The organism is Sphingobium sp. FG11 (genome assembly GCF_057809915.1).
The window spans coordinates 1-20691 of sequence record NZ_JBMDKW010000007.1; the positions used below are offsets into that span (position 1 = coordinate 1).

Below are 20691 nucleotides of genomic sequence, written 5' to 3' on the forward strand. Positions count from 1 at the left end.
TTCTCAGTGGAAATTACTGGCCTCCCCGGGCCACTTCTCAGCGGCAATCAACAGCGAGGGCCAAATTTGGGAGGGTCGCGTCGCATTGCTCGACATCATTTACTACGAGGGCGATTGACGCTGGAAAACGCGAACCTGCGCGGCGACGGAGCAAGCGATTCCCTGCATGACCAGAAAAATTCCCTGCTCCAGCGCTAGGGAATATCGGGACAGACGCCCGGGATTGTGCGTGCCTCAGTGCATCCTAATGCTCCCCGCCGAGCACAATTTCACGAAACTCCCTGCAAATTTCCCTGTTGGCAGGGAACTCACCTCTGAGACGGTGACGCTCCGGACTGCGTCGCGCACCATTCTCTCGACGCTGTCGCGCATCTTAGGTGATTGCGCGAAACCCTTAGGGTTCGCCTTTGCTCTCCTGCATCCGCCGTTCGGCGAACCATTGCGCCAGCATTTGCGCGGTACAGCCGGTAAAGCCGTTGCTGCCGATCGCGGAACAGCTTCCCGGCAGGGTCTGTCGTTGCACCTGCTCCATCGTCGCGACCTGGCTGCCCCATCCGGGGCCACCCGCAACCGCCGGCTTTTCACGCAGCTTCTTGGGGATGCGATAGCGTTCCGATTCGGGCTTGCGCGCGCATACGACGATCTCGTCACCCTCGCCCTTGGGGCAGGGATCGTCGCCATAGACGATGAGGTTGAAGATGCGCTGCGGGGGCGGGGCGGGCTGCGCCATGGCGGGCAGGGGCGCGACGCCACTTGCCATCAGGATCGCTGCAAACAGGGTTCGGGACGTTCGCATGACCATCTTGTCCTTTCGTCGCCCCTGTGATGATTGCGGACGTGCCCATGGTCCGCAACGCTGTGGAATAGGACGCCGGCCGGTCTGTCTTTCCGTCAGCGCCGTGCCTGTCACGGAGCGGGGGGGGCGCCTGCCGGCGTAGCGCCATTGGCCGCCGCCGCCTTTTCATCGGCGACTGCCTGCGCCTCGATCGCCTTGCTGTCGGCGTCGATGGTGGACAGGCGCTTGCCGCGCTCGGCCGCGACCAGATCCTTCCAGCTGGCGCTGTCGGCCGCCTGCCGTTCGGCCTTGGCGAGGCGGGCAAGCTGCGCGAAACAGCCGGTCGCGCCGCCACCGCCGACCGGAGAGCAGCTTTCGGTGCCGGTGCGGCCGACATATTCCATCGACCGGACGCGCTCGCCCCAGGCCTGATGGCTCGGCTGATTGGGATCGCCGCGCAACGGTTCGGGGATACGGAAGCGTTCTTCCTCGCCTTTGCGCGCGCAGACGACGATATCGCTGCCCTGACCCTGCGGGCAAGCGTCGTCGCCATAGACGATGACGAGATTGACCCGCTCGGACCCTGCGGCCGCGACCGGAGCCGCTGGCTCCTGCGCCAGCGCGGGCGCGGCCACGCTCATCAGCAGTCCGGCGATCATGGGCATCTTCATCATGGGGCGTTCCTTCAGATGCGCTTCGATAGCGCGATGGCGGCGCGACAGCCCAGGCGGACGGCGCCCGAGAGCAGCGGATAGGCCGGTGCCCGCTCCGCGCCATGGGCGATGGCGGCGTCACGATGTTCGACCTCTTCCGCCTGAAAATCCGCAACCATGTCGCGAAGTTCCGCATCATCCTCGCCCAGTTCGTCGAGCTGTTGCGCATAATGGCGGTCGATCTCGGTCTCGATCGCGGCGGTGCAGGCCATCGCCGCCTCCGGCCCGATCGCGGCGCTCACCGCGCCCAGCGCGAAACCCGCGACATTCCACAGCGGCGACAGCGCGGTCGGGCGAACGCCGCGCTCCGTCATCAGCGCATCGAACGCCTTGCGGTGCCGGTCCTCCTGCGCCGCCATGCCGGCAATGATGCGCGCGTGGGGATGGCGATCGCCCATCACGGCGAGTTGCCCGGCATAGATGCGCGTTGCGCCGAACTCGCCCGCCTGATCGACGCGCAGCATCGCCGCTTTCGCGTCCGGCGTAATCCGACGGCCGGGCCGTGGAAAATGGCGAGCGTCGTTCATGGCCTGCGTCCTTTGCTCGACAACAGGCCCAAGATGGCGAGCGCCGCGCCCAGCGACAAGAGGCCGTTATATCCCGCAAGCGAAATGCCCATCAGCGTCCATGGCGCAACGTCGCAGCGGGTGATCGGCGTCGCCATGATCTGGTTCAATATGTCGGCCGAACTGCCGCTGGTCGGGGTGGTGGAGCAGGCGGTCAGCCCGTGCCACCAGCCATATTCGACCCCGGCATGGAACAGGCCGATGCCGCCGCTCACCCCGATCGCCAGCGCCGCCAGCGCGATGAAGGCCATGCTGGCGCGAGGATCGCGCTTCAGCACGAAGGCGACGAGGGCGAACGCGATCGCCGCCATATGCGGATAGCGTTGCCACCAGCACATTTCGCACGGATGCAGCCCGCCCACATATTGCGAGACATAGGCCCCGCCGAGCAGCAGCATGGGCACGAGCAGCGCGAGCGCGCGGGCTATGGGCAGGCGAGAGGCTGCGTTCATGCCGACAGGACGAGCCAGCGCGTCACTGCGCTGCTGGCTTGCGCGCCGCCGGCTGCGCGAGCGCGATTACGGCGCCGGGCTTGCCCGCCAGGCGGCTTATGGTCTTGAGCGCATAGTCGAGCTGGAAGTCCTCGATACCCTTCTTCTTCAATTCCTCGGCGGTCGCGGCGAAACGCGGGTCGTCCTTGGTATCTTCTTCCAGCGCGGCATTGTCGGTCTTGATCTCGTTGATCAGGTGGCGGCGCAGGTCGCTTTCGCGGAATTTGGGCCGGTTCTTGTAATCGGGATCGGACAATTGCGGCACGCGGATATCCGGCTCGATCCCGCCTTCCTGCACCGACCGGCCCGACGGCGTGTAATAGCGCGCGGTCGTCAGCTTGAGCGCGGTCGTGTTGCTGAGCGGCAGCATGGTCTGCACGCTCCCCTTGCCGAAGCTGCGCTCGCCCATCACCAGTGCGCGATGCTGGTCCTGCAATGCCCCGGCGACGATTTCGGAGGCCGAGGCCGATCCGGCATCGACCAGCACAACAACCGGCAGTCCCTTCGCATCGTCGCCCGGCTTGGCGTAATAGCGTTCGACGTCGCCCTTGGCACGGCCCCGCTGCGACACGATCTCGCCACGTTCGAGGAAGATGTCGCTGGTCGACACCGCCTCGTCCAGCAACCCGCCGGGGTTGGAGCGCAGGTCGAGCACATAGCCGGTCGGCTTGTGACCCAGCGACTTGTCGATGCTGCGTATCGCCTGACGCACATCCGCGCCAGTATTGGCCGAAAAGCTGACGATGGTGATGACGCCGATATTATTCTTCGCTTCCCACTTCACCGGCTTGATCTCGATGATCTCGCGAGTCAGCGTCAGGTCGATCGGCTTGTCGCGGCCGGTGCGGACAATGGTGAGTTTGATCGTCGTGCCAGCCGGCCCGCGCATCTTGTCGACCGCCTCATCCAGCGTTCCGCCATAGATGAGCTGGCCGTCGAGATGGGTGATGTAGTCGCCGGCCTTGATCCCCGCGCGCCAGGCCGGGGTGCCCTGCGTCGGGGCGATCACCTTGACCGCGCCATCCTCCTGCGTGACCGACAGGCCCAATCCGCCATAGCTGCCCTCGGTCTGCGCCCGCAGATTCTGGAAATCACGCGCGTCGAGGAAGCTGGAATGCGGGTCGAGGCTGGCGAGCATGCCGTCGATCGCGCCCTTGATCAGTTTTTCGTCATCGACCTTCTCGACATAGTCGGTGCGCACTTTCTGGAATACGTCCATGAACTCGTCGAGCGCCTTGTAGCTGCTCGCTTCGCCGTCCGCCATCGCGGCGGTGGTCGCGGGGATGAGCGCCAGCGCGCCGAGCGCAATCGCGCCCCGCAGAAAAGTCGATTTCATGGGTGTCCTGATTCCTGACATGGAAAGGCCGATATAAGGGAGATTGGCGACCAACGCAAAAGCGTCGGTGCGCGATCATGGACCGGCGCCGATGAGCGCGGGGTTAACGCCTGTGTACGGCGCGGCGTCACCCTGACCCCGCCAGCGGCACGATATCGACCGGCCGGCCGTTGCGCCGCAGCTCGATCGTCACCGTCGGCCGCGCCGGTCCCGCGATCCCCACCGGATCGCCCTGCGCCACGCGATCGCCGACCTGCGCGGTCAGGCGATGGAGGCCGGTCAGCAGCGTCGTCCACCCCTGACCATGATCGATGATGAGGATTTGGCCATAGCCGCGATAGGGACCGGCAAAGGCGATGCGCCCCGCCGTCGGCGCGACCGCCAGCGCGCCCGGCTGGGTCGCGATGGTCAGGCCGCGCGAGCGCACGCCGCTGTCGGACACCTCGCCCATGCCGGTGACGAGCTGGCCCACGACCGGCAGGCGGTAGGGCGGTGGCCCGTCCGACGCGGCGACCCGCTCGGGCGCTGGCGCGCCTGCCTGTTCGGGGCGCGCCGGGCGCAGCACCGGGCCGGACAGGCGCGCCAGTTGATTGCGCAGGTCGCCCGCCTGCTCGATCCGGTTCATCAGGTCGACGATATCGCGCGCCCGCTCGCCCAGCGCCAGCGCCCGGTCGCTTTCCACCCCCGCGCTCGATCGCAGGCCGATCGCCGCCACCCGCTTGCGCGCCTCCAGCGCCTGAAGCGCCGCCTGCCGTTCGCGCAGATCGGCACGGCCTTTCGCCAGTGCCCCCGCCGCCTGCTCGGCGGTCGCGCGCAGCGCCCGGCTGCGGTCCAGCTCCGCGCGCAGCCCCGCCGTGCGCGCCTGGATCACCGGCAATATCTGTCCCAATACCGCGCGCATATGCACTGCGTCCGCCACCGATCCGGGCTGTACCAGTGCCAGGACCAGCGGCCGTCGCGCCATGATCTGCAACGCCGCGGTCAATCGCACCACCGGCGCCTGCCGCGCCGCCAGCCGCACCGCCTGCGCGCGCTGAAGTCGGGATATGATGGCGATGCGGGCCTGCGCCGCCTGCACATCGGCCTCCGCTTCCTGAATGCGTGCGGCCATGGCGGCGGCGCGGCGGGCGGCGCGATCGGCTTCCTCGCGCGCCGCGCCCGCCTGCTGCTCCAGCCGTTCGGAACGCGCATGCGCTTCATCCGACTGCCGTCGCGCGGTTTTGAGCGCCGCCTGCTCCTGCGCCAGCGTCGTCCCGCCATTGCCGGTCAGCACGATGGCGTCGCCGTCCGCCGCCATCAGGCGCGTCGCACCCAATAGCGCCAAACCCGCCAGTATCGCAGCCATGATCGTCTGACGCTTCACGCCGGTCGAAAGCCCCTTCTTTTGTCCGGCTGCTATCCTTCGCGATGATAGGGATGGTTGGCAAGGATGGAACAGGCGCGCCACAATTGTTCGGCCAGCATCGCGCGCGCCACCATATGCGGCCATGTCATCGCGCCGAACGCGATCAGCAGGTCGGCCTTGGCCCGCTCGTCCTCATCAAAGCCATCCGCCGCGCCGATCAGGAAGCGGCATTCGCGCGTCCCCGCGTCGCGCCAGCTCTCGATCCGCCGCGCGAAATCCATCGAGGAAAGCTGTTTGCCCTTTTCATCGAGCATCACCATCACCGTGCCGGGCGGGGCGGGAGGCAGCTTGCCACCGCGATCGGGCATTTCGGTGATCCGGTGCGGCATGGTCAGCCGCTTCACATAGCGATCGACCAGTTCAGCCTCGGGCGACCGCCCGATCTTTCCGCGCGCGATGATGTGAAGGAGCATGGCGACGAACGTCGGGCAGAGATGGTCAGGCCGTCCCCGCCACCGGCGCGTCGACAAAGCCCCACATCCGCTCCAGATTATAGAAGCTGCGGACTTCGGGCTTGAACAGGTGGACGATTACGTCGCCGGCGTCGATCAGCACCCAGTCCGCGACCGGCAGCCCCTCGACCCGCGCCGAGCGGCCCGTTTCCTTCTTGATCCGTTCGGCCAGATGCTGGGCGATCGCCGCGACCTGCCGCGACGACCGGCCGCTCGCAATCACCATATAATCGGCGATGCTGCTCTTGCCTTCCAACGGGATGGAAATGGTTTCCTGCGCCTGATCATCGTCCAGCGATTGCATGACGAGCGCGTGAAGGGCGGCCACGGATTCGGCGCCTTGCGCCTGATCGTTGGCGGGTTGGGGTCTGGTCAAAAAAGCTCCATTCTTTCTTCATTGGCGCATTTTCGAACCGGACGGCCACGGCGGCTGTCCTGAAAATGCCTTATACGATCAACCGGCGCGTGAGCGGGTCGCGCACACGTGCATCTTCATATTCGCGATGCCAAAGGGGGTCCGCCTGCCGCAGCAGGGTTGCCGATCTTGGATCAGGGCGAAAGCGCAAAAGCACGAGCGCCGGCGGTCTCCAGTTCGTCCAGTCTCGACTCTGGCGCGGCGACCGGACGAAGCGCCGCAGCCAGCTCATGGCCACAGAGCCATGCGCGGCACCATCATAGCCCGGACGGGCGATCACGGCAATGGGCATTTGTCGGGCGATCCCGCGCCAGTCCCGCCACGCGCCGAACTGCGCCAGATTGTCGGCGCCCATCAGCCAGATGAAATCGTGACGGGGATAGCGCCGGGTCAGCGCCCGTAGCGAATCGGTGGTGTAGCGCGTGCCGAACGTGCGTTCGATCGCGCTCGCCCGGATCGGTGCGCGCCGCGCGACCTGCTGGGCGCGGGCGAGCCGGGAAGGTAGCGGTGCCATGCCGCGCGTAGGTTTCAGCACATTACCCGGTGACACCAGCCACCAGACTTCGTCCAGTCCCAGCGCCTTCGCCGCGAACAGGGAAATGGCCCGATGCCCGCCATGCGCTGGATTAAAGGAACCGCCGAGCAGGCCGATCTTGGTCATGAGTCTGGCCATGCCAGCCGGGAGGCGACGGGGCAATAACAAGCGGCAGTTCGTTCGGCCGGAACGTCCGGAAACGGACGTCCCGGCAAGTGAAGCCCGTCTTTAAGGATCAGTCGTTCAGGCCGAAAGCGATCTTGAGAAGAACCTGAAACCGTTCGATCTTCTGATCGGCGATATTGCCGCGGGTCTCAACGACCTGAAACCATTGCAGATTCTCCAGCGTCTCGCTGGCCTTCTGCACCGCGCCCTTGATGGCGTCATCGATGCTCACTTCGGACGTGCCGACGACTTCGATGATTTTCGCCACATGATTAGACATTATATTCTCCTCTGAATGCGCCTCGTTGCAAGGGCGGCGCTGGCTTAAATTCCTAACTCCGTCATCGGGTTCCAAAAATAGAGGGAGGACAATGGGATTGGTTTTTACTCCGCTATTCTCCGGCAGGCGTACGCTAAACTTGCGGGTGATGCCGGATATTCATGTCAGTAAAGCCACGCGCGCCGCCACTTGCCGAAGATCCGCGACGAATCGTGCTTGTTCTTCCATCTTGCGCGCCTCATCCGGCATGCGGAGCAGGAAGCTGGGATGCACCGTGATCCAGGCTTCCGCGCCGCGCTCCAGCGCAATCGCCTGCCCGCGCGTCCGGCTGATCGTCACCGCCTTGCCCAGCAGAGCGCGCGCAGCCGTCGCCCCGAGCGCCACGATGATACGTGGCCGCACCAGATCCAGTTCCTGATCGAGCCACCAGCGGCAGGCGACGATTTCGGGCGTCTCCGGGGTCTGGTGGATGCGCCGCTTGCCGCGTCGCTCATGTTTGAAATGCTTGACCGCGTTGGTGACATAGGCGCGGGTGCGGTCGATCCCCGCCTCCGCCAGCGCATGATCGAACAATTGCCCCGCCGGCCCCACAAAGGGACGCCCGGCAAGATCTTCCTGATCGCCCGGCTGCTCGCCGATAAAGACCAGCGGCGCATCGGCCGGCCCTTCGCCGAACACCGTCTGCGTGGTGTCGCGATAGAGCGGGCAGCGGGTGCAGCCCATAGCTTCCTCGCGCAACGCTGCCCACACCGCCTGCGCATTGCCGGGGTGCGCCGCCGGCCGTTTCGGCGGGGTCGGCAGGGTCGCGATCATTGCCGCTTCCCGCGCCTGTGCCCCGGCGATAAGGTTGGGGATGAGCGCCGCTTCGGGCAGGTTGCGCCAATATTTTTTGGGCATTTCCGACAGCATCGCGCCGGTCTTGAGCCGGGCAGGGTTGAAGATCGCGGCATAATAGCCTTTCCACACTTCTTCGATCCGGTCCTCGGTGGGCGCGTCGGTCGCGCTGGCCCCCGGACCCTCGCTCAACGTCTCGCCATCCCAGTGGATGCTGACCTGCGGTGTCAGGATCGACCAGCGCATCGCCGCGAAGCGCCGGACGAAAAAGCCCGCATTGGCGCGCACGATATGATGGTCCGGCTCGAACCACGCGACGAAGCGCGATTGCGGTCCGGTATCCCCCTCCTCCGTCATTTCGCGGAAGCGCACGAAGGCGCGCATCTTGTGGATGTCGCGCCGTACCGCCTTGGCCAGCGCATCGATCTTGCGCATCAGTGGATCGGCACGATCCTCCATCATCCCCGGTCGTTCGCGCAGCGCCACGAGCAAGGCGTAAAGCATCGCGAACCGCTCCGGCGCCCGATGCAGGATCGCCATCTGCGCGAGTTCGACAAACGCCTTTGGCACGCCGAAAGATGCCCCCTCACCAGAGGTCGTCGAGACCGGCGCGTCCTGCGCGAACAGATCGGCCGCGTCGTCCGCCGTCTGCCAGACGATGTCGCCCGGATCGACGCCGGCCTGCGCGAAACCGCGCGCCGCCGATCGCCATCCCTCAAAATCGTCGGGACCAGACAGCAGCGCGCGGTGCATCGGGGTCAGTTGGCCTTTTCGGCCCGTTCCAGCTCGGCCGGTTTACGCTTGGCGAACAGGGCGGCGAGTTTCAGTTCCTCCTCGTCCGTCAGTTCCCTGGCGGCGTCGGGGAACATTTCTTCCTCTTCCTCCTCGATATGATGGAGGTAGCGTTTCTTGAGCTTGTCGAACGTCGTCCGCCACTCCGCCGCGCCGAATTCGACTTCGTCCAGTTCCTCCAGATAATCGTCGATTTCCTTGTGTTCGGACACGCTATGCTGCGCATCTTCCCGCAAGTCCGGCCGGGCGAGCATGGTCGCGTAGAGAGTCTCCTCCTCGGCGGCGGCATGCGCGGTCACTTCGACCCTGAACTGTTCGAACAGTTTGGCGAGGCGATCGGTATCGCCCGCCGCTTCGTCCATCTTGGCGAATAATTGCCGGTGGGCGTCGTGATCCTGTTTCAGTCGATCGAAAATCGTGGCCTGCGCCATGCTTGTCCTCCTTCTGGCGAATGGAGGCAGAACGAGGGGATGGGCGATTGGCTCCGCCGCGCAATCGAAAAGGATCAGCCGAAAAGCGCCCGAAAGATGGCTGCGATCGGAATCCACAACAGCGCGCCGAACAGGCTGATGCCCCAGAGTTGAAACACGTCGCGGTGATATCGCAACCGCAATCGCTCGCGCGAAAGGCCGCTCCGGTCGAGCAAGTCCCAGCGGTGTTCAAGGCTTCGCGCGGCGACGGCGAAACCGCCGATCGCGATGATGATGCCCAGATGCAGGACCAGCGACCCGCCCATCCGGGCGACGATGAATATCTGCAACAGGCAGAATGACACGAGCGCCAGCGCCAGATGGGTGCTGACCCGTTTGCCAAAACCCGCCCGCCTTGCCGGGGCGGAGTCGCTATTGAAAAATGTCGCCAACTTATCCCGTTCCTGAACCTGCCAACGGGCAGAATTTCACTAAGGCGCGCGCGGATCAACCATTAAGCGCGCCTTCATGCGAAAAGATCGAGCTGCTCCGCCCTGGGCGCCAGCCGCGACCGCAGATCCTCCCGATCCCCCAGTTGCACGGGTCGCCAGTCGCTCGCGATCAGGAACGGGCGCAGCTTGACCACCGAACTGGTGAGCCGCGCGATATCGTCCAGCGCGAGCCGTCGATGGCGGCGGCTGGTGATGATCCGGCCCACCGCCTTGACGCCAAGGCCCGGCACTTTGAGCAGCATTTCCCGCGGCGCGTGATTGACGTCGACGGGGAAGATGTCGCGATGGTTGAGCGCCCAGGCGAGCTTGGGATCGATATCGAGCGGCAGGCAACCGGAAATCGGATCGGCCGCGCTCGCGACTTCCTTTGCCGAATAGCCATAGAAGCGCATCATCCAGTCCGACTGATAGAGCCGATGCTCACGCAGCAGGGGCGGGCGCTTGAGCGGCAGCACGGCGCTTGGCGAGGGGATCGGCGAAAAGGCGCTGTAATAGACCCGGCGTAAGGCATGGCGGCTGTACAGGTCGCTCGCGCGGGTGATGATGGCGCGGTCGTCCGCGCCGTCCGCCCCGACGATCATCTGGGTCGACTGGCCGGCGGGCGCGAAACGGGGCGCATGTTTATACCGTCGGCGAGCGTCGCCCATATCCTCGATGCTGTTGCGGGTCTGCGCCATCGCGCCCTCGATCCGAGCGCCGTTTTTTTCGGGCGCGAGCCGCTGCAATCCCTGTTCGGTCGGCAGTTCGACATTGATCGAAAGCCGGTCCGCGAACAGTCCTGCCTGCCACGTCAGTTCGGGGTCGGCGTCGGGAATGGTCTTGAGGTGGATATAACCGCGAAACCCATGCTCTTCGCGCAGGCTGCGGGCGACCGCGACCATCTGTTCCATCGTATAATCGGACGAACGGATAATGCCGGACGACAGGAACAGCCCCTCGATATAGTTTCGGCGATAAAAATCGAGGGTCAGGTCCACCACTTCTTTCACCGAAAAGCGGGCGCGGCGGACATCGCTCGACCGGCGATTGATGCAATAATGGCAGTCGAAGATGCAACTGTTGGTCAGCAGGATCTTCAGCAGCGAGATGCAGCGGCCGTCGGGCGCATAGGAATGGCAGATGCCCATCCCTTCGGTCGATCCGATACCGCCCTTGCGGCTGTCGCGCTTCGTCGTGCCGGAGGAGGCGCAGGAAGCGTCATATTTGGCTGCGTCGGCCAGGATGATCAGCTTTTCGGGGGTGGAGAGAACGGCCATTTGTTCATGATATGATCCTTGGCCTGTCCCTGTCCACAACCCTGATCAAGCTGGTGGCGAAACAGCCTCGTCGAGTACCTGCCGCACCTTGAGCGCCAGCTGGTCGAGCGTGAAGGGCTTGGGCAGGAAGGCGACGCCCGGATCGAGCATCCCGTTATGCACGATGGCGTTGCGGGTATAGCCGGTAGTGTAGAGGACCTTGAGGTCGGGCCGGTGTGCACGCGCGCGATCCGCCAGCACCTTGCCGGTGATGCCGGGCATGATGACGTCCGTGAACAGCAGGTCGATGCGCGGCTGGATCGTCAGCAGACCCAGTGCCTGTTCGCCGTCGGACGCTTGCACCACGGTATAGCCGAGTTCGCGCAGCGCATCGACCGACATATGGCGTACCTGCTCCTCATCCTCGACCACGAGGATGATTTCCTCGCCTTGCGCGTGGGGAAGGCTGGTGAAGGCCGGTCGGCCATGGTCATTGGCGGCATCCTCGCCATAATGGCGCGGCAGATAGACTTTCATGATCGTGCCCTGACCAGGCTCCGAATAGATTTTGACATGGCCCTTCGACTGTTTGACGAAGCCGAACACCTGGCTGAGACCTAGGCCGGTGCCCTTGCCCACGCCCTTGGTGGTGAAGAAGGGGTCGAAGGCGCGCTCGACCACTTCGGCGGGCATGCCGGTGCCGGTATCGGTGACGGAAACGACGACATATTGGCCGGAGACCACTTCATGATGGATCGCGGCATAGGCGTCGTCGAGATGGGCGTTCGCGGTCTCGATCGTCAGCCTGCCTCCGCCCGGCATGGCGTCGCGCGCATTGACGCACAGGTTGATGATCGCGCTCTCCAGCTGCCCCGCATCGATGCTGGCCCGCCACAGGCCACCGGCCAGCACGGTTTCGACGCGCACCCCCTCCCCGATCGTGCGGCGCAGCAGTTCGGACATGCCGCCGACCAGCTTGTTGACGTCGGTCGGCTGTGGGTCGAGCGGCTGTTGCCGGGAAAAGGCGAGCAGTCGCGCCGTTAGTTGCGCCGCGCGTTGCGCGCCTTCGGTGGCATTGTCGATGCCGGTCGCGATGCGCGGATCACCGCCGGGCGCCAGTCGCCGCCGTGCCATGTCGAGCGAGCCGATGACGATCGCCAGCATATTGTTGAAGTCGTGCGCGATGCCGCCGGTCAGCTGGCCGATCGATTCCATCTTTTGCATTTGGCGCATTTGCGCCTCGGCGGCTTCGCGCTCGGTCGCTTCTGTCACCAGCCGACTGTTGACGTCGGCGAGCGCGCGCTGGCTGGCGATGGCGTCTTCCATGCGGCGGCGGGCGGTTTGCAGCGCCATCAGCCCCAGAAGGATGATGAGCGCGGTGCTGACCGCCAGGCCGACCGACACCATATTGCTCAATCGGCCAGCCGCGAGGCTGCGGGTTCGCAACAAGCGTTCCTCATGCGCCTTCATCGCGGCGACATGGGCGCGCAGCTTGGCCATGGCGATGAGACCCGGCCGGAAGCCTTCCGGCGCGACGGTCATGTCATGGGCACGGCGATCGACACCGAGCTGCAACAGGGCGAGGCGCTGGCCGACCATCTGTTCCAGTTCGGCGGCGGCCTGCCGCTGCACCTCATTGTCGTTCACCTCGGCGCGCAGGCGCAGCATGTCGCCGCGCCAGCTCGATTTCGTTTCTTCGAACGGGGCGAGGAACGGCTTTTGCCCCGTCAGCATATAGCCGCGCTGGCTGCTCTCGGCGGCCTGGACGCTCGACAGGATGGCCGACAGGCTATCTTCCACCCGCAGGGTGTGATTGACCCAGCGGACGCCGTTTTGCTGGCTGATATAAAGCCACACGGTCCCGCCGATGGCGGTCACGACCACCCCGAATGCGAGCATCAGAATCAGCAGCGATCTTTCGGGACGAAGCCGGTACATGGAGCGGGTAATGAGCAAAAGTCATGCATGGGGCAAGAGCCTTATGCATCGGTTTTTGTTCGCATATCGGTCGTGCCGGGAGAAGTTGATCTCCATTAAGAGGAACGGTCTTGACAAGCGGGTCGGGCGCGTCTGTGTTCGAGGTCGGGGGAGCAGGCCATGACGCCGGATCCAAGAACGCAGATCAAATGGGGCGTGGGGGCCGCAATCCTGGCCGTGGCGGTTGTCGCCATACTCGCGCTGGTTCCGGACCCATTTTTCCAGCAACGGGTGATCGCTACGACCCTGGACGATGTCGCTGGCGTTTCGCCGGGCGTGCAGGTCTATTTTCGTGGCGCGCCGATCGGCGAGGTCCGGTCGATCGATCTCGATGGGACCAGTCGCACATTCGCGGTGCGTATGGGGGTCCAGCGCGGATGGCGTCCGTCGGCCTGTTCGTTCGCGACCATATCCTCGGCCAATCCCTTCACATCGCCCCGGATCGAACTGGTCGCACTCGAAGCCCCCGCAGCGCAATGCGGGCTGGCGCGGCGCGCCTCCGGCTGTGACGCGGTGCCTGCCATCACGGGCGCGGCCGATGGGCAGACCATCGCCGGATGTCGCCGCCCCGCCGACCTGTTCGAAACGGCTTCGGTCGCCGTGGGCGAAGCCGCCGCCGTGGCCAAGGCGGCCAATGGCATGGCCCAGCGGTTGCAGGCGATGCTTCAGGGCAGCGGCGGCAAGGGGGCGAGCGCGGTCGATATGGCGCAGGTCGCGCGCAACGCGACAGAAACGCTGGCGGCACTCAATTCGCTGAGCGGGCAACTGGATCGCAGCTTTTCACCCGGCAAGGGCGATATCGCGCTGACGCTCGCCAATATGCGCAAGGTGACGGGGCGAGCGTCGGAGGTTGATGTCGGCGCGCTGAACGGCATCTTGCGCGAAACGCAGTCGCTGGTCGCGCAGAATCAGGCGAGCATCGCCGGGCTTCTGGCCGAAGGCAAGACGAGCGCGGGCGAAGTGCGCATGATCCTGGAGGGCGCGTCCGCTTCACTGGTCGCGACCAGCGCCAATCTGGAACGGACCAGCGCCAGTCTCGGTTCGCTCAGCGAACGGCTCGCCGGAGACCCCACCTATGCGATCCGGGGACAGCGCTATGCCGATCCGCCAGCGCCCGGAGAGTCGAAATGAAACATTTGCGATCGTTGATGCTTCTGCTGACGCTGGCCGGTTGCGCGGCCCTCAAGGGCGGCGACCGGCCGGTGATCCTGCGCCTCTCGCCACATTTCGCCACGACATCCCCGGTTCGACCGGCGGCCGCGCCATCCTTCGCGGTGGCGCCGGTGCAGGCGCGTGGGCTGACCGGAGCCTTGCGCTACGCCTATGTCGACGCTGCCGCGCCGGGCGAGATAAGGCAGGCGGCAACGCTGTTCTGGGAGGAGCCGCCGCCGGCGGTGCTGGCGCGTGCGCTCGTCGCGGGCCTGCGCACGCGCTTCGCCACGGTCGCGGGTCCCGATCTCGCGCTCGCCGCCGATCGCCGCATCGTCACGGTGCTGGATCGGTTCGAGGAGGAAGCGGCCGGGGGGCAGGCCCGCGCAGTGGTTGCGTTCGATGTGACGCAGGTGACGCAGGGCAAGGCGATCTGGTCCGGCCGCTACTGCGCGACCCGCCCGATCGTTTCCGCCAGCGGATCGATGCGCGCCACGGCCTTCCGCGAGGCGATGGAACAGGCGGTGTCCGATTTCGCTCAGGATATCGCGACTGGCTCTGTCACCGCTGTGTCCTGTTGAATCAGTCGGCCATGCTCCAGCCGATAGGTCCGCTCGCATAGACGGTCCGCCAGCGCGAGGTCCTGGGTCAGCAGCAACAGCGCCCGGTTCCGGGGCAGGATCCGCCGCGCAACCTGGGCCTCCAGCCCCTGCGATCGCGCGAAGGCCCCTTCGAATGGCTCGTCGAGGATCAGCAGGTCGGGATCGCGTGCAAAGGCCCGTGCCAGTTCGGTGCGGCGACGCTCGCCCACGGACAGCAGCGCGGCGGGGACGGCGGCATATTGTTCAAGCCCGAATTCCATGAGCAGCCGGTCGATCCGCCGCGCCGCCCGGACATTGCGCATAGAGGTAGCGCCCATGGCGAGGCGCAGATTATCCTCGACGCTCAACTCGCCAAGCAGCGATCCGCCCTGCATGACGAGACCGCAACGGGCGCGCAACAGACGGCGCTCCTCCTGATCCGCTTCGTCGAGCGCGCGGTTCATCAGATGGATGCCGCCGCTGGTCGGTACGGTCAACCCGATGGCAAGGCGCTGAATCCAGCTTTTCCCCGAGCCGCTATCGCCGACAATCGCTACTCGCTCACCGGCATCCAGCGCAAAATCGATCGCATCGAACAGCCGCACGCCGCCGATGACGAGGCTGACCGCGTCGAATCGCAGTACGCTGTTCATAGCAGTGCCGTCCACAGCGCCGCCGCCGTGAAGATGCCGAGCAGCCCGGCGGTGAAGGCGGTGGTCGCCCGCCGCCCGATATCTGCCGGTGATCGCACCGGCTTGGCGCCGATCGCGCTGCCCACGGCAAAGGCGATCAGCGTGTAGAGCAGCACTTTGGCCATGCCCGTCAGCATCGCGCTGGCGGCGGCGTGGGACAGGGCAAAGCCAGCCCATGCGCGCCACGCGATATTGGCGGACATTCGCAGCGGCAGCCCGCACGCGGCAAGCGCCGACAATCCGGCGAGCAGCATATGAACGGGCGTGGACAGCAGCACCGCGATCACCGATGGTCCCAGCGCATGATCGACCGGGTCGCGCCCCAGCGCCTCCAGCGCGTCGATCTCGCGATTGAGCGACATCGCCCCCAGCCGCGACGACAGCTCGACCGAGACGCTGCCGGATGCGAACAGGCCGACGAGCAGCGGCACGACATCGCGCAACAGCGTTTCCGTGAGCATGGTCAGGACCGGAATTTCGGCATTGTAGACGCCGAGCAGGCGAGATGCGCCGATCCCCGCGATCACGCCCGCCAGCGCGGCGAGCGGCAACAGGGTAGTGAGCGGACCCCAGATGTAGAGCGGCAGCGCCGCGCCAAGTTGTCGCTCCGCCAGCAAGTCTCCCGCGACGATGCGTCGGGTCATGCCTCGCAACGCCCGCACGACCAGCCATGCGCCCGCACCCAGCCCGGTCAGGAGCCGCCGTGCGGGGTTCATCGCGTCCACGGCGCGCGCCGGATCGATCCGTCCGGGTTCAGCCATATCGCGCGCGAATCATCCACGGCCATGGTCGTGACGATCAGGTCCGCAACCGGCTCCGCGTCACCACTGCGGACCAGCACCCGGTCGGCGGCGCGAAACAGGGTGGTGGCAGCGGCCTGTTCGCTGGCCGGCAGCGCGTCGATGACTGACTGTGCGTGGGTGGACAGGATAAGCTGGATGAGCTGGCCTGTCGCCTGAAGGCCGGTCAGCGCCTGCCGCGCCGCAGGATCGGCGAAATCCCCGATGAACAGCGGCACACGGTCGGGATAATGATCGGCGAGCGCCGATAGCATGGGTTCGATCGCAGGTGGCGGCTCATCGCCGCCTGGCCGGATCATCAGGGTCAGCGTCCGCAACGCTCGTCGGCCAGTCGCCGCGAGCAGTCGCGTCATGATCCGCACCTGCTCGCGGTCGAGATCCTTGATCGCTTCGGTCAGAGCATCATAGGGCACGATATCGGGATGAATGCGGCGGGCATCGTCGCGCTCGGGGCCATAGGTCCAGCCCTGCACCAGCTTGGCCGCCATCCAGCGATCATGTTCGGCGCGTGACAATTCCTCCAGCTCGGCGGCGTCCAGCAGCAGCGTCGGCCCCGATCCATCGATCAGCCGCGCGCCGATATCGCGCAGTTTGAGCTGATAGCAGTCGGCGACCAGACGATTATCGTCGCGGAAACTTTCCGGCAGATCTTCCCATTCCTGCATTGATGCACGGGCGCCGATGCGGTCGCCTTCGGCAAAGCGGCCTTCGAGGTAGAAATCGTGGATCGACCGGGCGAGCGCATCATGGCCGTCCTGCAACAGCATCTCCGTGCCCGCCAGCGCGGACAGATCGCCGAAGTTGAAGATGCCCGCGCCCAATCGATGATCGTAAACGCCGTCCATGCGCACATGAATCGGCGGCGCGGGCAGCGCGCGCGCCCGGTAATGCGCGTCGATCGCGAGCGCGAGAGCGAGCGCTCGGTCATCGTCCGGCTGGTCGATCAGGATGGCGACCGGCTCGCCATGCCGGTCGACGAATGCGTCGATGAGGCCGGGGGCCAGCGCCGGTTCGCATCGCGCCTCCATGAAGGATATCGGGGCCATGGCGTCGGCCGCCAGATGGCGTGATCGGAAGCCCGCCTCGATCTCTGGCGCGCCCGGCGCCTGCACGAAAAAGGCCGGTTTGCCGCCGTCGCGATAATGGCCGCTCGCCAGCGAACGCAGGATGAAGCGTTCGATCACCGGCGCGAAGCCCAGGACAAGAATGGTCCGGGTGCGCACGCCCTCGCGCCTGAAGGCGTCGATCGGATGCGCCAGCGACAATTGCCGGGCGGCGATGTCGGGCAGGGACACCAACCGTACCCGCGCGGTCTTGCGATCGCCCTCATTGAAGCGCTGTTCGACGCTGCGCCGCAGATCGAGATCATCGACGCGCAGCAGCACGTCTAGTGGATCGCCCGCCGGACGTGTGGTTGCGGCCTGTGCCGACACGGCGGAGGCCAGCGCGATATTGGTGCGCGCGTCGCGGCTGAGCAGCAGAACGGCACGGGACTTGTCGAGCGCGAGGTCGTCGGCGTTTGCGCCCGCTTCCCGCTGTTCGACTTCCGCCGCGCCTTCCTCCAGCGCATCCGCGACCCAGGTCGCGCGGCGATCCTGCGGCCACAGCAGGACGCGCCGCCCATAGGCCAGCTCTCCCATCGCGGCGCGCGCAGCGAACCCGCCCTCATGGCCGGAATCGCCCGCGATCACGACATGCTCGCCGCGCGCACGGATGAGCACCAGGCGCAGCGGATTGCGCAACTGTTCCCATGCCAGCGCCACCGTGGACCAGAAGGTCAGCAGCGGCAGTGCCCAGCGCGCGATCTGTAACGTCAGCGGCAGGTCGCGCCCCTCCAGCGCCTCGGGAAAATTGCCGACGATGAGGCGAATGGCCCGCAGCGCGCTCTGCGCCAGCGTCATGGGGATATGCGCGTCGGCAAAGGCCTGCGAAAAACCGGCCACGCCCAGCAGGAACGCCACGGCCATCGCTCCGAAGCGGACCACGGGCGCGACCGGCGGCAATGTCAGGCGGCGCCTGCGCCCCTTGTCGGGATGGGCCGCCATCGCCGAACGATCAGTTGCTCGTGTGCAGGCGCACGAAGGCCGCCGACACATTGCTGCCCGGATTGGCGACCAGTTTCGCCCGCAGCCGCGTGAGGAACTGCCGCTCGGTCCCGTCGATCACCTCGCCATCGCCGAATAACGGACTGGCGGACGCCAGCGCGACGATCAGTTCATGACCATAGGGCGGCGCGACCGCATAACGTTGCTCGGTCTTGCTGAGGCCGATGCTGATCCGGCGCGCGGCGCGGCCATCGGCGCCCGGCTTGCTGCGATGCAATTCCACCGCGCTGCCATCCGCCTGAAGATAGATGATGTTCAGATAGGGGCGATCGGCGGTCGTCGTCGCGGTGACGCCGAACATGTCATTATCCTTCATCTCCACCGGATCACCCGGCCGGGTCTGACCCGTCGGCGTCAGTGCCGCGATGGTCGTGCCCGGACGCGCCAGCGGACCGGCCAGCGTCAGGGCGGCCTCGCATTGCGGCCAAGGCAGATAGCGGGCATTCCACTTCGTCGCGGGATCGGCCCTCAGCGCCAGGTCGCGAAGCGCGTCGAGCGCTTTGCTGTCGCCTGAAAAGCCGGTGATCCTGGGGCCTCCACGCGCGGGCGTGACGGTCACGGCGCCGCAGGGCAGGGTGGCCAGCGCTTCGGAAAAGCGTTGCGCGTCGGTCTTGGGCGGCGGGGGCGGTCCTGCGGGGGCGGGCGGGGCTTCGAGCGAATAGGCTTCGCCCGCCAGCAGTTTGAACGCGCCATAGTCGATCCAGGCATAGCCCTTGTCGCCCCAGACCGGACCCCAACTGTTCATGATGCGCAGCGCCTGCCGGTCCTCGTCATAGCCGACGATCGCCATGGCGTGAAAATTGGCGACCGGCTTTTCGCTGCGACGATAGATGCCGTCACCGCGGAACGCCTTGAAATCGGCCGCGACCGGCATGGCGAAGATCACGGGCGCGCCCCGCGCCAGCGCGCCCTTGATATCGTCCAATATGATCGGGGTGCGCCAGTCATCCTTGGTCTCCCGGTCGATGGCCCGCCAGTCGAGCAGGCGATAATCGCCCGCCTTGGCGCGCAACGCGTCATCGGCGGGGATCGCGCATTTGGTCATGTCGTCGGGGAAGTCGGCCAGCGTGACCGTCCCCTCATTCTGAAGCAGGGTCAGCGCCTGGACGATGCTGATCGTGCCCGAACAGGGCGTGCCCGGCTTGCGCAGCCGATTATAGACATAGGCCGGGCTCATCTGCTCCGATGGCTTGTCCGGCTGAACATTCTTGTCGCGGAAATTGAGGAAAGTGCGCGCGGCGTAAGTTGTGGCCCAGGCGACGCAATTGGGCTGCGGTCCCTGCGATCCGGGCGGCGGATAAGCCCCCGACAGGTCGATCCGCTTGGGCAGATAGGCGCGAAAACGCCCTTGCTTGGGCAGTTTGGCATAGGCTTCGGGGGAAACGGGCTCGGCGCCGGTCATGAACACCGGCTCCTCCGCCTTTTGCGATTGGGCCAGCAACGCCGCCGGCAGTGCGAGCAATGCCGGAAAAGCCCAAATGACCAAGCGGCGCGTCATGCCCGTTCCCCTCCTGAAATGTCAGCCTTCGATCCGGTTTAGAATCGATAGCCCAGCGTCAACGTGACTGCGTCAGAATCGAAATCATGCGAAAAGCTGCTCACCGCATGGGTGTAGAGCAGGCCAATACGCATTTGTTCGAAACGGTTCTTCTGCTCCGCCTCGCGCGTGCGCACGCCGATGCTGATGCCGGCTTCATGCACATTTTCATAAGATTGCGGATCGTCGGTCAGCTTGGTCCACACATAGCTCATGCGCAAGGAACCCTGGCGGCCACCGAACATCCGGCCCTTGAACGGCAGCTGATAGGCAAGCCCGTTGCGGAAGGTAACGACATTTTCCTTGATATAGAAGCCCGGCTTGCGACCCAGACCGATATCGGTCGTCGTCGAAAATGCGATCATATTGCCGATGGTCAGATCGCCACGGCCGACCTGCGCGATCTTGTAGCGGCTTGTCGCCGAAACGGTCAGGATCTCGCTGCTGGTGGACCCGAAATAGGGGCCTGCGTCAGTCACGCCATAGGCGATGCGCGGGGTGATGAACCAGTTGGGCTGAACCGGCAGCTCGACGCCCGTGGACAGCGTGCCCATCGTTGCCGTTTTACCATTGTTGACATGGAGGATGTTCAGCACCGGCTCCACAAGCACACGCGCGCGGCTGCCTTCGAACGGGCGGAACGCCTTCTGGTAACGCAGGTCGTAGCGCTGCCCTTTCTGACCGGCCGAACCCCAATAGGTGAATGCGCCGCCGACCGTATCGGCATCGCCCGGCGTTTCGGCGCTGTCGGCGTCATCGTCATCGAGCTGGTTGAGGTCGAGCGCGGTGCTGACGGCGGTATGTTGCATGCTGTTGGGGCTGCCCACGGTCGCCAGATAGGGCGCGGCACCGGCGGCGACCGGCAACAGCGCCAGCAGCGCAGCGGAAACGGAAAATATAGTCTTCATCATATCACCCTTTAGTCAGTCTTCTT

The 20691-nt window shown here is 65.6% G+C and carries 22 protein-coding genes; 2 read left to right on the plus strand and 20 right to left on the minus strand.

Annotated elements, in window-relative coordinates; genetic code table 11:
• Positions 1 to 394: 394 nt before the first annotated feature.
• The 15 genes from ACODSN_RS07700 to ACODSN_RS07770 all read right to left on the minus strand — a co-directional run bounded on the left by ACODSN_RS07700 (position 395) and on the right by ACODSN_RS07770 (position 12854).
• Positions 395 to 796 (minus strand): hypothetical protein, encoded by a 402-nt coding sequence (locus tag ACODSN_RS07700; RefSeq protein WP_489054393.1) that lies wholly within the window; start codon positions 794 to 796, stop codon positions 395 to 397.
• 110 nt (positions 797 to 906) lie between these two features.
• On the minus strand, positions 907 to 1449 hold the full coding sequence (locus tag ACODSN_RS07705) for a hypothetical protein (RefSeq protein ID WP_489054395.1): 543 nt from the start codon (positions 1447 to 1449) through the stop codon (positions 907 to 909).
• An 11-nt stretch (positions 1450 to 1460) separates the two neighbouring features.
• Positions 1461 to 2015: a demethoxyubiquinone hydroxylase family protein gene (locus tag ACODSN_RS07710; RefSeq protein ID WP_489054396.1), complete on the minus strand. Its 555-nt coding sequence runs from the start codon at positions 2013 to 2015 to the stop codon at positions 1461 to 1463.
• The gene (locus ACODSN_RS07715; protein ID WP_489054398.1) at positions 2012 to 2506 is read right to left on the minus strand and encodes a disulfide bond formation protein B; all 495 of its coding nucleotides are present in this window, start codon (positions 2504 to 2506) and stop codon (positions 2012 to 2014) included. The genes ACODSN_RS07710 and ACODSN_RS07715 overlap by 4 nt, the downstream gene beginning before the upstream one ends.
• Before the next feature lie 22 nt (positions 2507 to 2528).
• Complete coding sequence (locus ACODSN_RS07720; protein WP_489054399.1) at positions 2529 to 3881, minus strand: S41 family peptidase; 1353 nt, start codon at positions 3879 to 3881, stop codon at positions 2529 to 2531.
• A gap of 127 nt (positions 3882 to 4008) precedes the next feature.
• Positions 4009 to 5226, minus strand: coding sequence for a murein hydrolase activator EnvC family protein (locus tag ACODSN_RS07725; RefSeq protein WP_489054654.1), 1218 nt, complete (start codon positions 5224 to 5226; stop codon positions 4009 to 4011).
• Between the two features lie 50 nt (positions 5227 to 5276).
• Positions 5277 to 5699 carry a 23S rRNA (pseudouridine(1915)-N(3))-methyltransferase RlmH gene (locus ACODSN_RS07730; RefSeq protein WP_489054401.1) on the minus strand — a complete coding sequence of 141 codons (423 nt, stop codon included), beginning with the start codon at positions 5697 to 5699 and terminating at the stop codon, positions 5277 to 5279.
• A gap of 25 nt (positions 5700 to 5724) precedes the next feature.
• A complete protein-coding gene (gene rsfS / locus ACODSN_RS07735; protein ID WP_489054402.1) occupies positions 5725 to 6114 on the minus strand; it encodes a ribosome silencing factor in 390 nt (129 codons plus the stop codon).
• A 70-nt stretch (positions 6115 to 6184) separates the two neighbouring features.
• Positions 6185 to 6814, minus strand: a complete 630-nt coding sequence (locus ACODSN_RS07740; protein WP_489054404.1) for a nicotinate-nucleotide adenylyltransferase — start codon at positions 6812 to 6814, stop codon at positions 6185 to 6187.
• Between the two features lie 109 nt (positions 6815 to 6923).
• Complete coding sequence (locus ACODSN_RS07745) at positions 6924 to 7133, minus strand: dodecin (protein WP_489054406.1); 210 nt, start codon at positions 7131 to 7133, stop codon at positions 6924 to 6926.
• Positions 7134 to 7292: 159 nt separating this feature from the next.
• Positions 7293 to 8720, minus strand: coding sequence for a UdgX family uracil-DNA binding protein (locus ACODSN_RS07750; RefSeq protein WP_489054407.1), 1428 nt, complete (start codon positions 8718 to 8720; stop codon positions 7293 to 7295).
• A 5-nt stretch (positions 8721 to 8725) separates the two neighbouring features.
• Positions 8726 to 9190 (minus strand): hemerythrin domain-containing protein, encoded by a 465-nt coding sequence (locus ACODSN_RS07755; RefSeq protein ID WP_489054408.1) that lies wholly within the window; start codon positions 9188 to 9190, stop codon positions 8726 to 8728.
• A gap of 74 nt (positions 9191 to 9264) precedes the next feature.
• Complete coding sequence (locus ACODSN_RS07760) at positions 9265 to 9621, minus strand: hypothetical protein (protein ID WP_489054410.1); 357 nt, start codon at positions 9619 to 9621, stop codon at positions 9265 to 9267.
• Between the two features lie 74 nt (positions 9622 to 9695).
• On the minus strand, positions 9696 to 10937 hold the full coding sequence (locus ACODSN_RS07765; protein WP_489054411.1) for a putative DNA modification/repair radical SAM protein: 1242 nt from the start codon (positions 10935 to 10937) through the stop codon (positions 9696 to 9698).
• A gap of 45 nt (positions 10938 to 10982) precedes the next feature.
• Entirely contained in the window at positions 10983 to 12854 is a 1872-nt protein-coding gene (locus ACODSN_RS07770) for a CHASE3 domain-containing protein (RefSeq protein WP_489054655.1), read from the minus strand.
• Positions 12855 to 13013: 159 nt separating this feature from the next.
• On the opposite strand from ACODSN_RS07770, the gene ACODSN_RS07775 reads away from it, so the two are divergent.
• On the plus strand, positions 13014 to 14024 hold the full coding sequence (locus ACODSN_RS07775; RefSeq protein ID WP_489054412.1) for an MlaD family protein: 1011 nt from the start codon (positions 13014 to 13016) through the stop codon (positions 14022 to 14024).
• Positions 14021 to 14623 carry an ABC-type transport auxiliary lipoprotein family protein gene (locus ACODSN_RS07780; protein ID WP_489054413.1) on the plus strand — a complete coding sequence of 201 codons (603 nt, stop codon included), beginning with the start codon at positions 14021 to 14023 and terminating at the stop codon, positions 14621 to 14623. Before ACODSN_RS07775 ends, ACODSN_RS07780 begins: the two co-directional genes overlap by 4 nt.
• On the opposite strand, the gene ACODSN_RS07785 is transcribed toward ACODSN_RS07780, so the two are convergent.
• Genes ACODSN_RS07785 through ACODSN_RS07805 form a run of 5 tightly spaced genes read right to left on the minus strand, consistent with a single transcriptional unit; the run spans position 14581 to position 20668 of the window.
• On the minus strand, positions 14581 to 15291 hold the full coding sequence (locus ACODSN_RS07785) for an ATP-binding cassette domain-containing protein (RefSeq protein ID WP_489054414.1): 711 nt from the start codon (positions 15289 to 15291) through the stop codon (positions 14581 to 14583). The genes ACODSN_RS07780 and ACODSN_RS07785 overlap by 43 nt on opposite strands.
• Positions 15273 to 16076, minus strand: a complete 804-nt coding sequence (locus ACODSN_RS07790; RefSeq protein ID WP_489054416.1) for an ABC transporter permease — start codon at positions 16074 to 16076, stop codon at positions 15273 to 15275. Before ACODSN_RS07790 ends, ACODSN_RS07785 begins: the two co-directional genes overlap by 19 nt.
• Positions 16028 to 18160 carry a RyR domain-containing protein gene (locus ACODSN_RS07795; protein ID WP_489054417.1) on the minus strand — a complete coding sequence of 711 codons (2133 nt, stop codon included), beginning with the start codon at positions 18158 to 18160 and terminating at the stop codon, positions 16028 to 16030. Before ACODSN_RS07795 ends, ACODSN_RS07790 begins: the two co-directional genes overlap by 49 nt.
• Before the next feature lie 10 nt (positions 18161 to 18170).
• A complete protein-coding gene (locus tag ACODSN_RS07800) occupies positions 18171 to 19718 on the minus strand; it encodes a C1 family peptidase (RefSeq protein WP_489054418.1) in 1548 nt (515 codons plus the stop codon).
• A gap of 38 nt (positions 19719 to 19756) precedes the next feature.
• Entirely contained in the window at positions 19757 to 20668 is a 912-nt protein-coding gene (locus tag ACODSN_RS07805) for a hypothetical protein (RefSeq protein WP_489054420.1), read from the minus strand.
• Between the last annotated feature and the right edge of the window lie 23 nt (positions 20669 to 20691).

Excerpts from the sequence above, each read along its gene's own strand:
- ACODSN_RS07800 (WP_489054418.1), bottom strand. The coding sequence starts at position 19,718 with ATGACGCGCCGCTTGGTCATTTGGGCTTTTCCGGCATTGCTCGCACTG.
- ACODSN_RS07715 (WP_489054398.1), bottom strand. The coding sequence starts at position 2,506 with ATGAACGCAGCCTCTCGCCTGCCCATAGCCCGCGCGCTCGCGCTGCTC.
- ACODSN_RS07700 (WP_489054393.1), bottom strand. The coding sequence starts at position 796 with ATGCGAACGTCCCGAACCCTGTTTGCAGCGATCCTGATGGCAAGTGGC.
- ACODSN_RS07710 (WP_489054396.1), bottom strand. The coding sequence starts at position 2,015 with ATGAACGACGCTCGCCATTTTCCACGGCCCGGCCGTCGGATTACGCCG.
- ACODSN_RS07780 (WP_489054413.1), top strand. The coding sequence starts at position 14,021 with ATGAAACATTTGCGATCGTTGATGCTTCTGCTGACGCTGGCCGGTTGC.
- ACODSN_RS07755 (WP_489054408.1), bottom strand. The coding sequence starts at position 9,190 with ATGGCGCAGGCCACGATTTTCGATCGACTGAAACAGGATCACGACGCC.
- ACODSN_RS07765 (WP_489054411.1), bottom strand. The coding sequence starts at position 10,937 with ATGGCCGTTCTCTCCACCCCCGAAAAGCTGATCATCCTGGCCGACGCA.
- ACODSN_RS07750 (WP_489054407.1), bottom strand. The coding sequence starts at position 8,720 with ATGCACCGCGCGCTGCTGTCTGGTCCCGACGATTTTGAGGGATGGCGA.
- ACODSN_RS07775 (WP_489054412.1), top strand. The coding sequence starts at position 13,014 with ATGACGCCGGATCCAAGAACGCAGATCAAATGGGGCGTGGGGGCCGCA.
- ACODSN_RS07770 (WP_489054655.1), bottom strand. The coding sequence starts at position 12,854 with ATGTACCGGCTTCGTCCCGAAAGATCGCTGCTGATTCTGATGCTCGCA.
- ACODSN_RS07795 (WP_489054417.1), bottom strand. The coding sequence starts at position 18,160 with ATGGCGGCCCATCCCGACAAGGGGCGCAGGCGCCGCCTGACATTGCCG.
- ACODSN_RS07725 (WP_489054654.1), bottom strand. The coding sequence starts at position 5,226 with ATGGCTGCGATACTGGCGGGTTTGGCGCTATTGGGTGCGACGCGCCTG.
- ACODSN_RS07705 (WP_489054395.1), bottom strand. The coding sequence starts at position 1,449 with ATGATGAAGATGCCCATGATCGCCGGACTGCTGATGAGCGTGGCCGCG.
- ACODSN_RS07790 (WP_489054416.1), bottom strand. The coding sequence starts at position 16,076 with ATGGCTGAACCCGGACGGATCGATCCGGCGCGCGCCGTGGACGCGATG.
- ACODSN_RS07745 (WP_489054406.1), bottom strand. The coding sequence starts at position 7,133 with ATGTCTAATCATGTGGCGAAAATCATCGAAGTCGTCGGCACGTCCGAA.
- ACODSN_RS07805 (WP_489054420.1), bottom strand. The coding sequence starts at position 20,668 with ATGATGAAGACTATATTTTCCGTTTCCGCTGCGCTGCTGGCGCTGTTG.
- ACODSN_RS07740 (WP_489054404.1), bottom strand. The coding sequence starts at position 6,814 with ATGACCAAGATCGGCCTGCTCGGCGGTTCCTTTAATCCAGCGCATGGC.
- ACODSN_RS07730 (WP_489054401.1), bottom strand. The coding sequence starts at position 5,699 with ATGCTCCTTCACATCATCGCGCGCGGAAAGATCGGGCGGTCGCCCGAG.
- ACODSN_RS07720 (WP_489054399.1), bottom strand. The coding sequence starts at position 3,881 with ATGAAATCGACTTTTCTGCGGGGCGCGATTGCGCTCGGCGCGCTGGCG.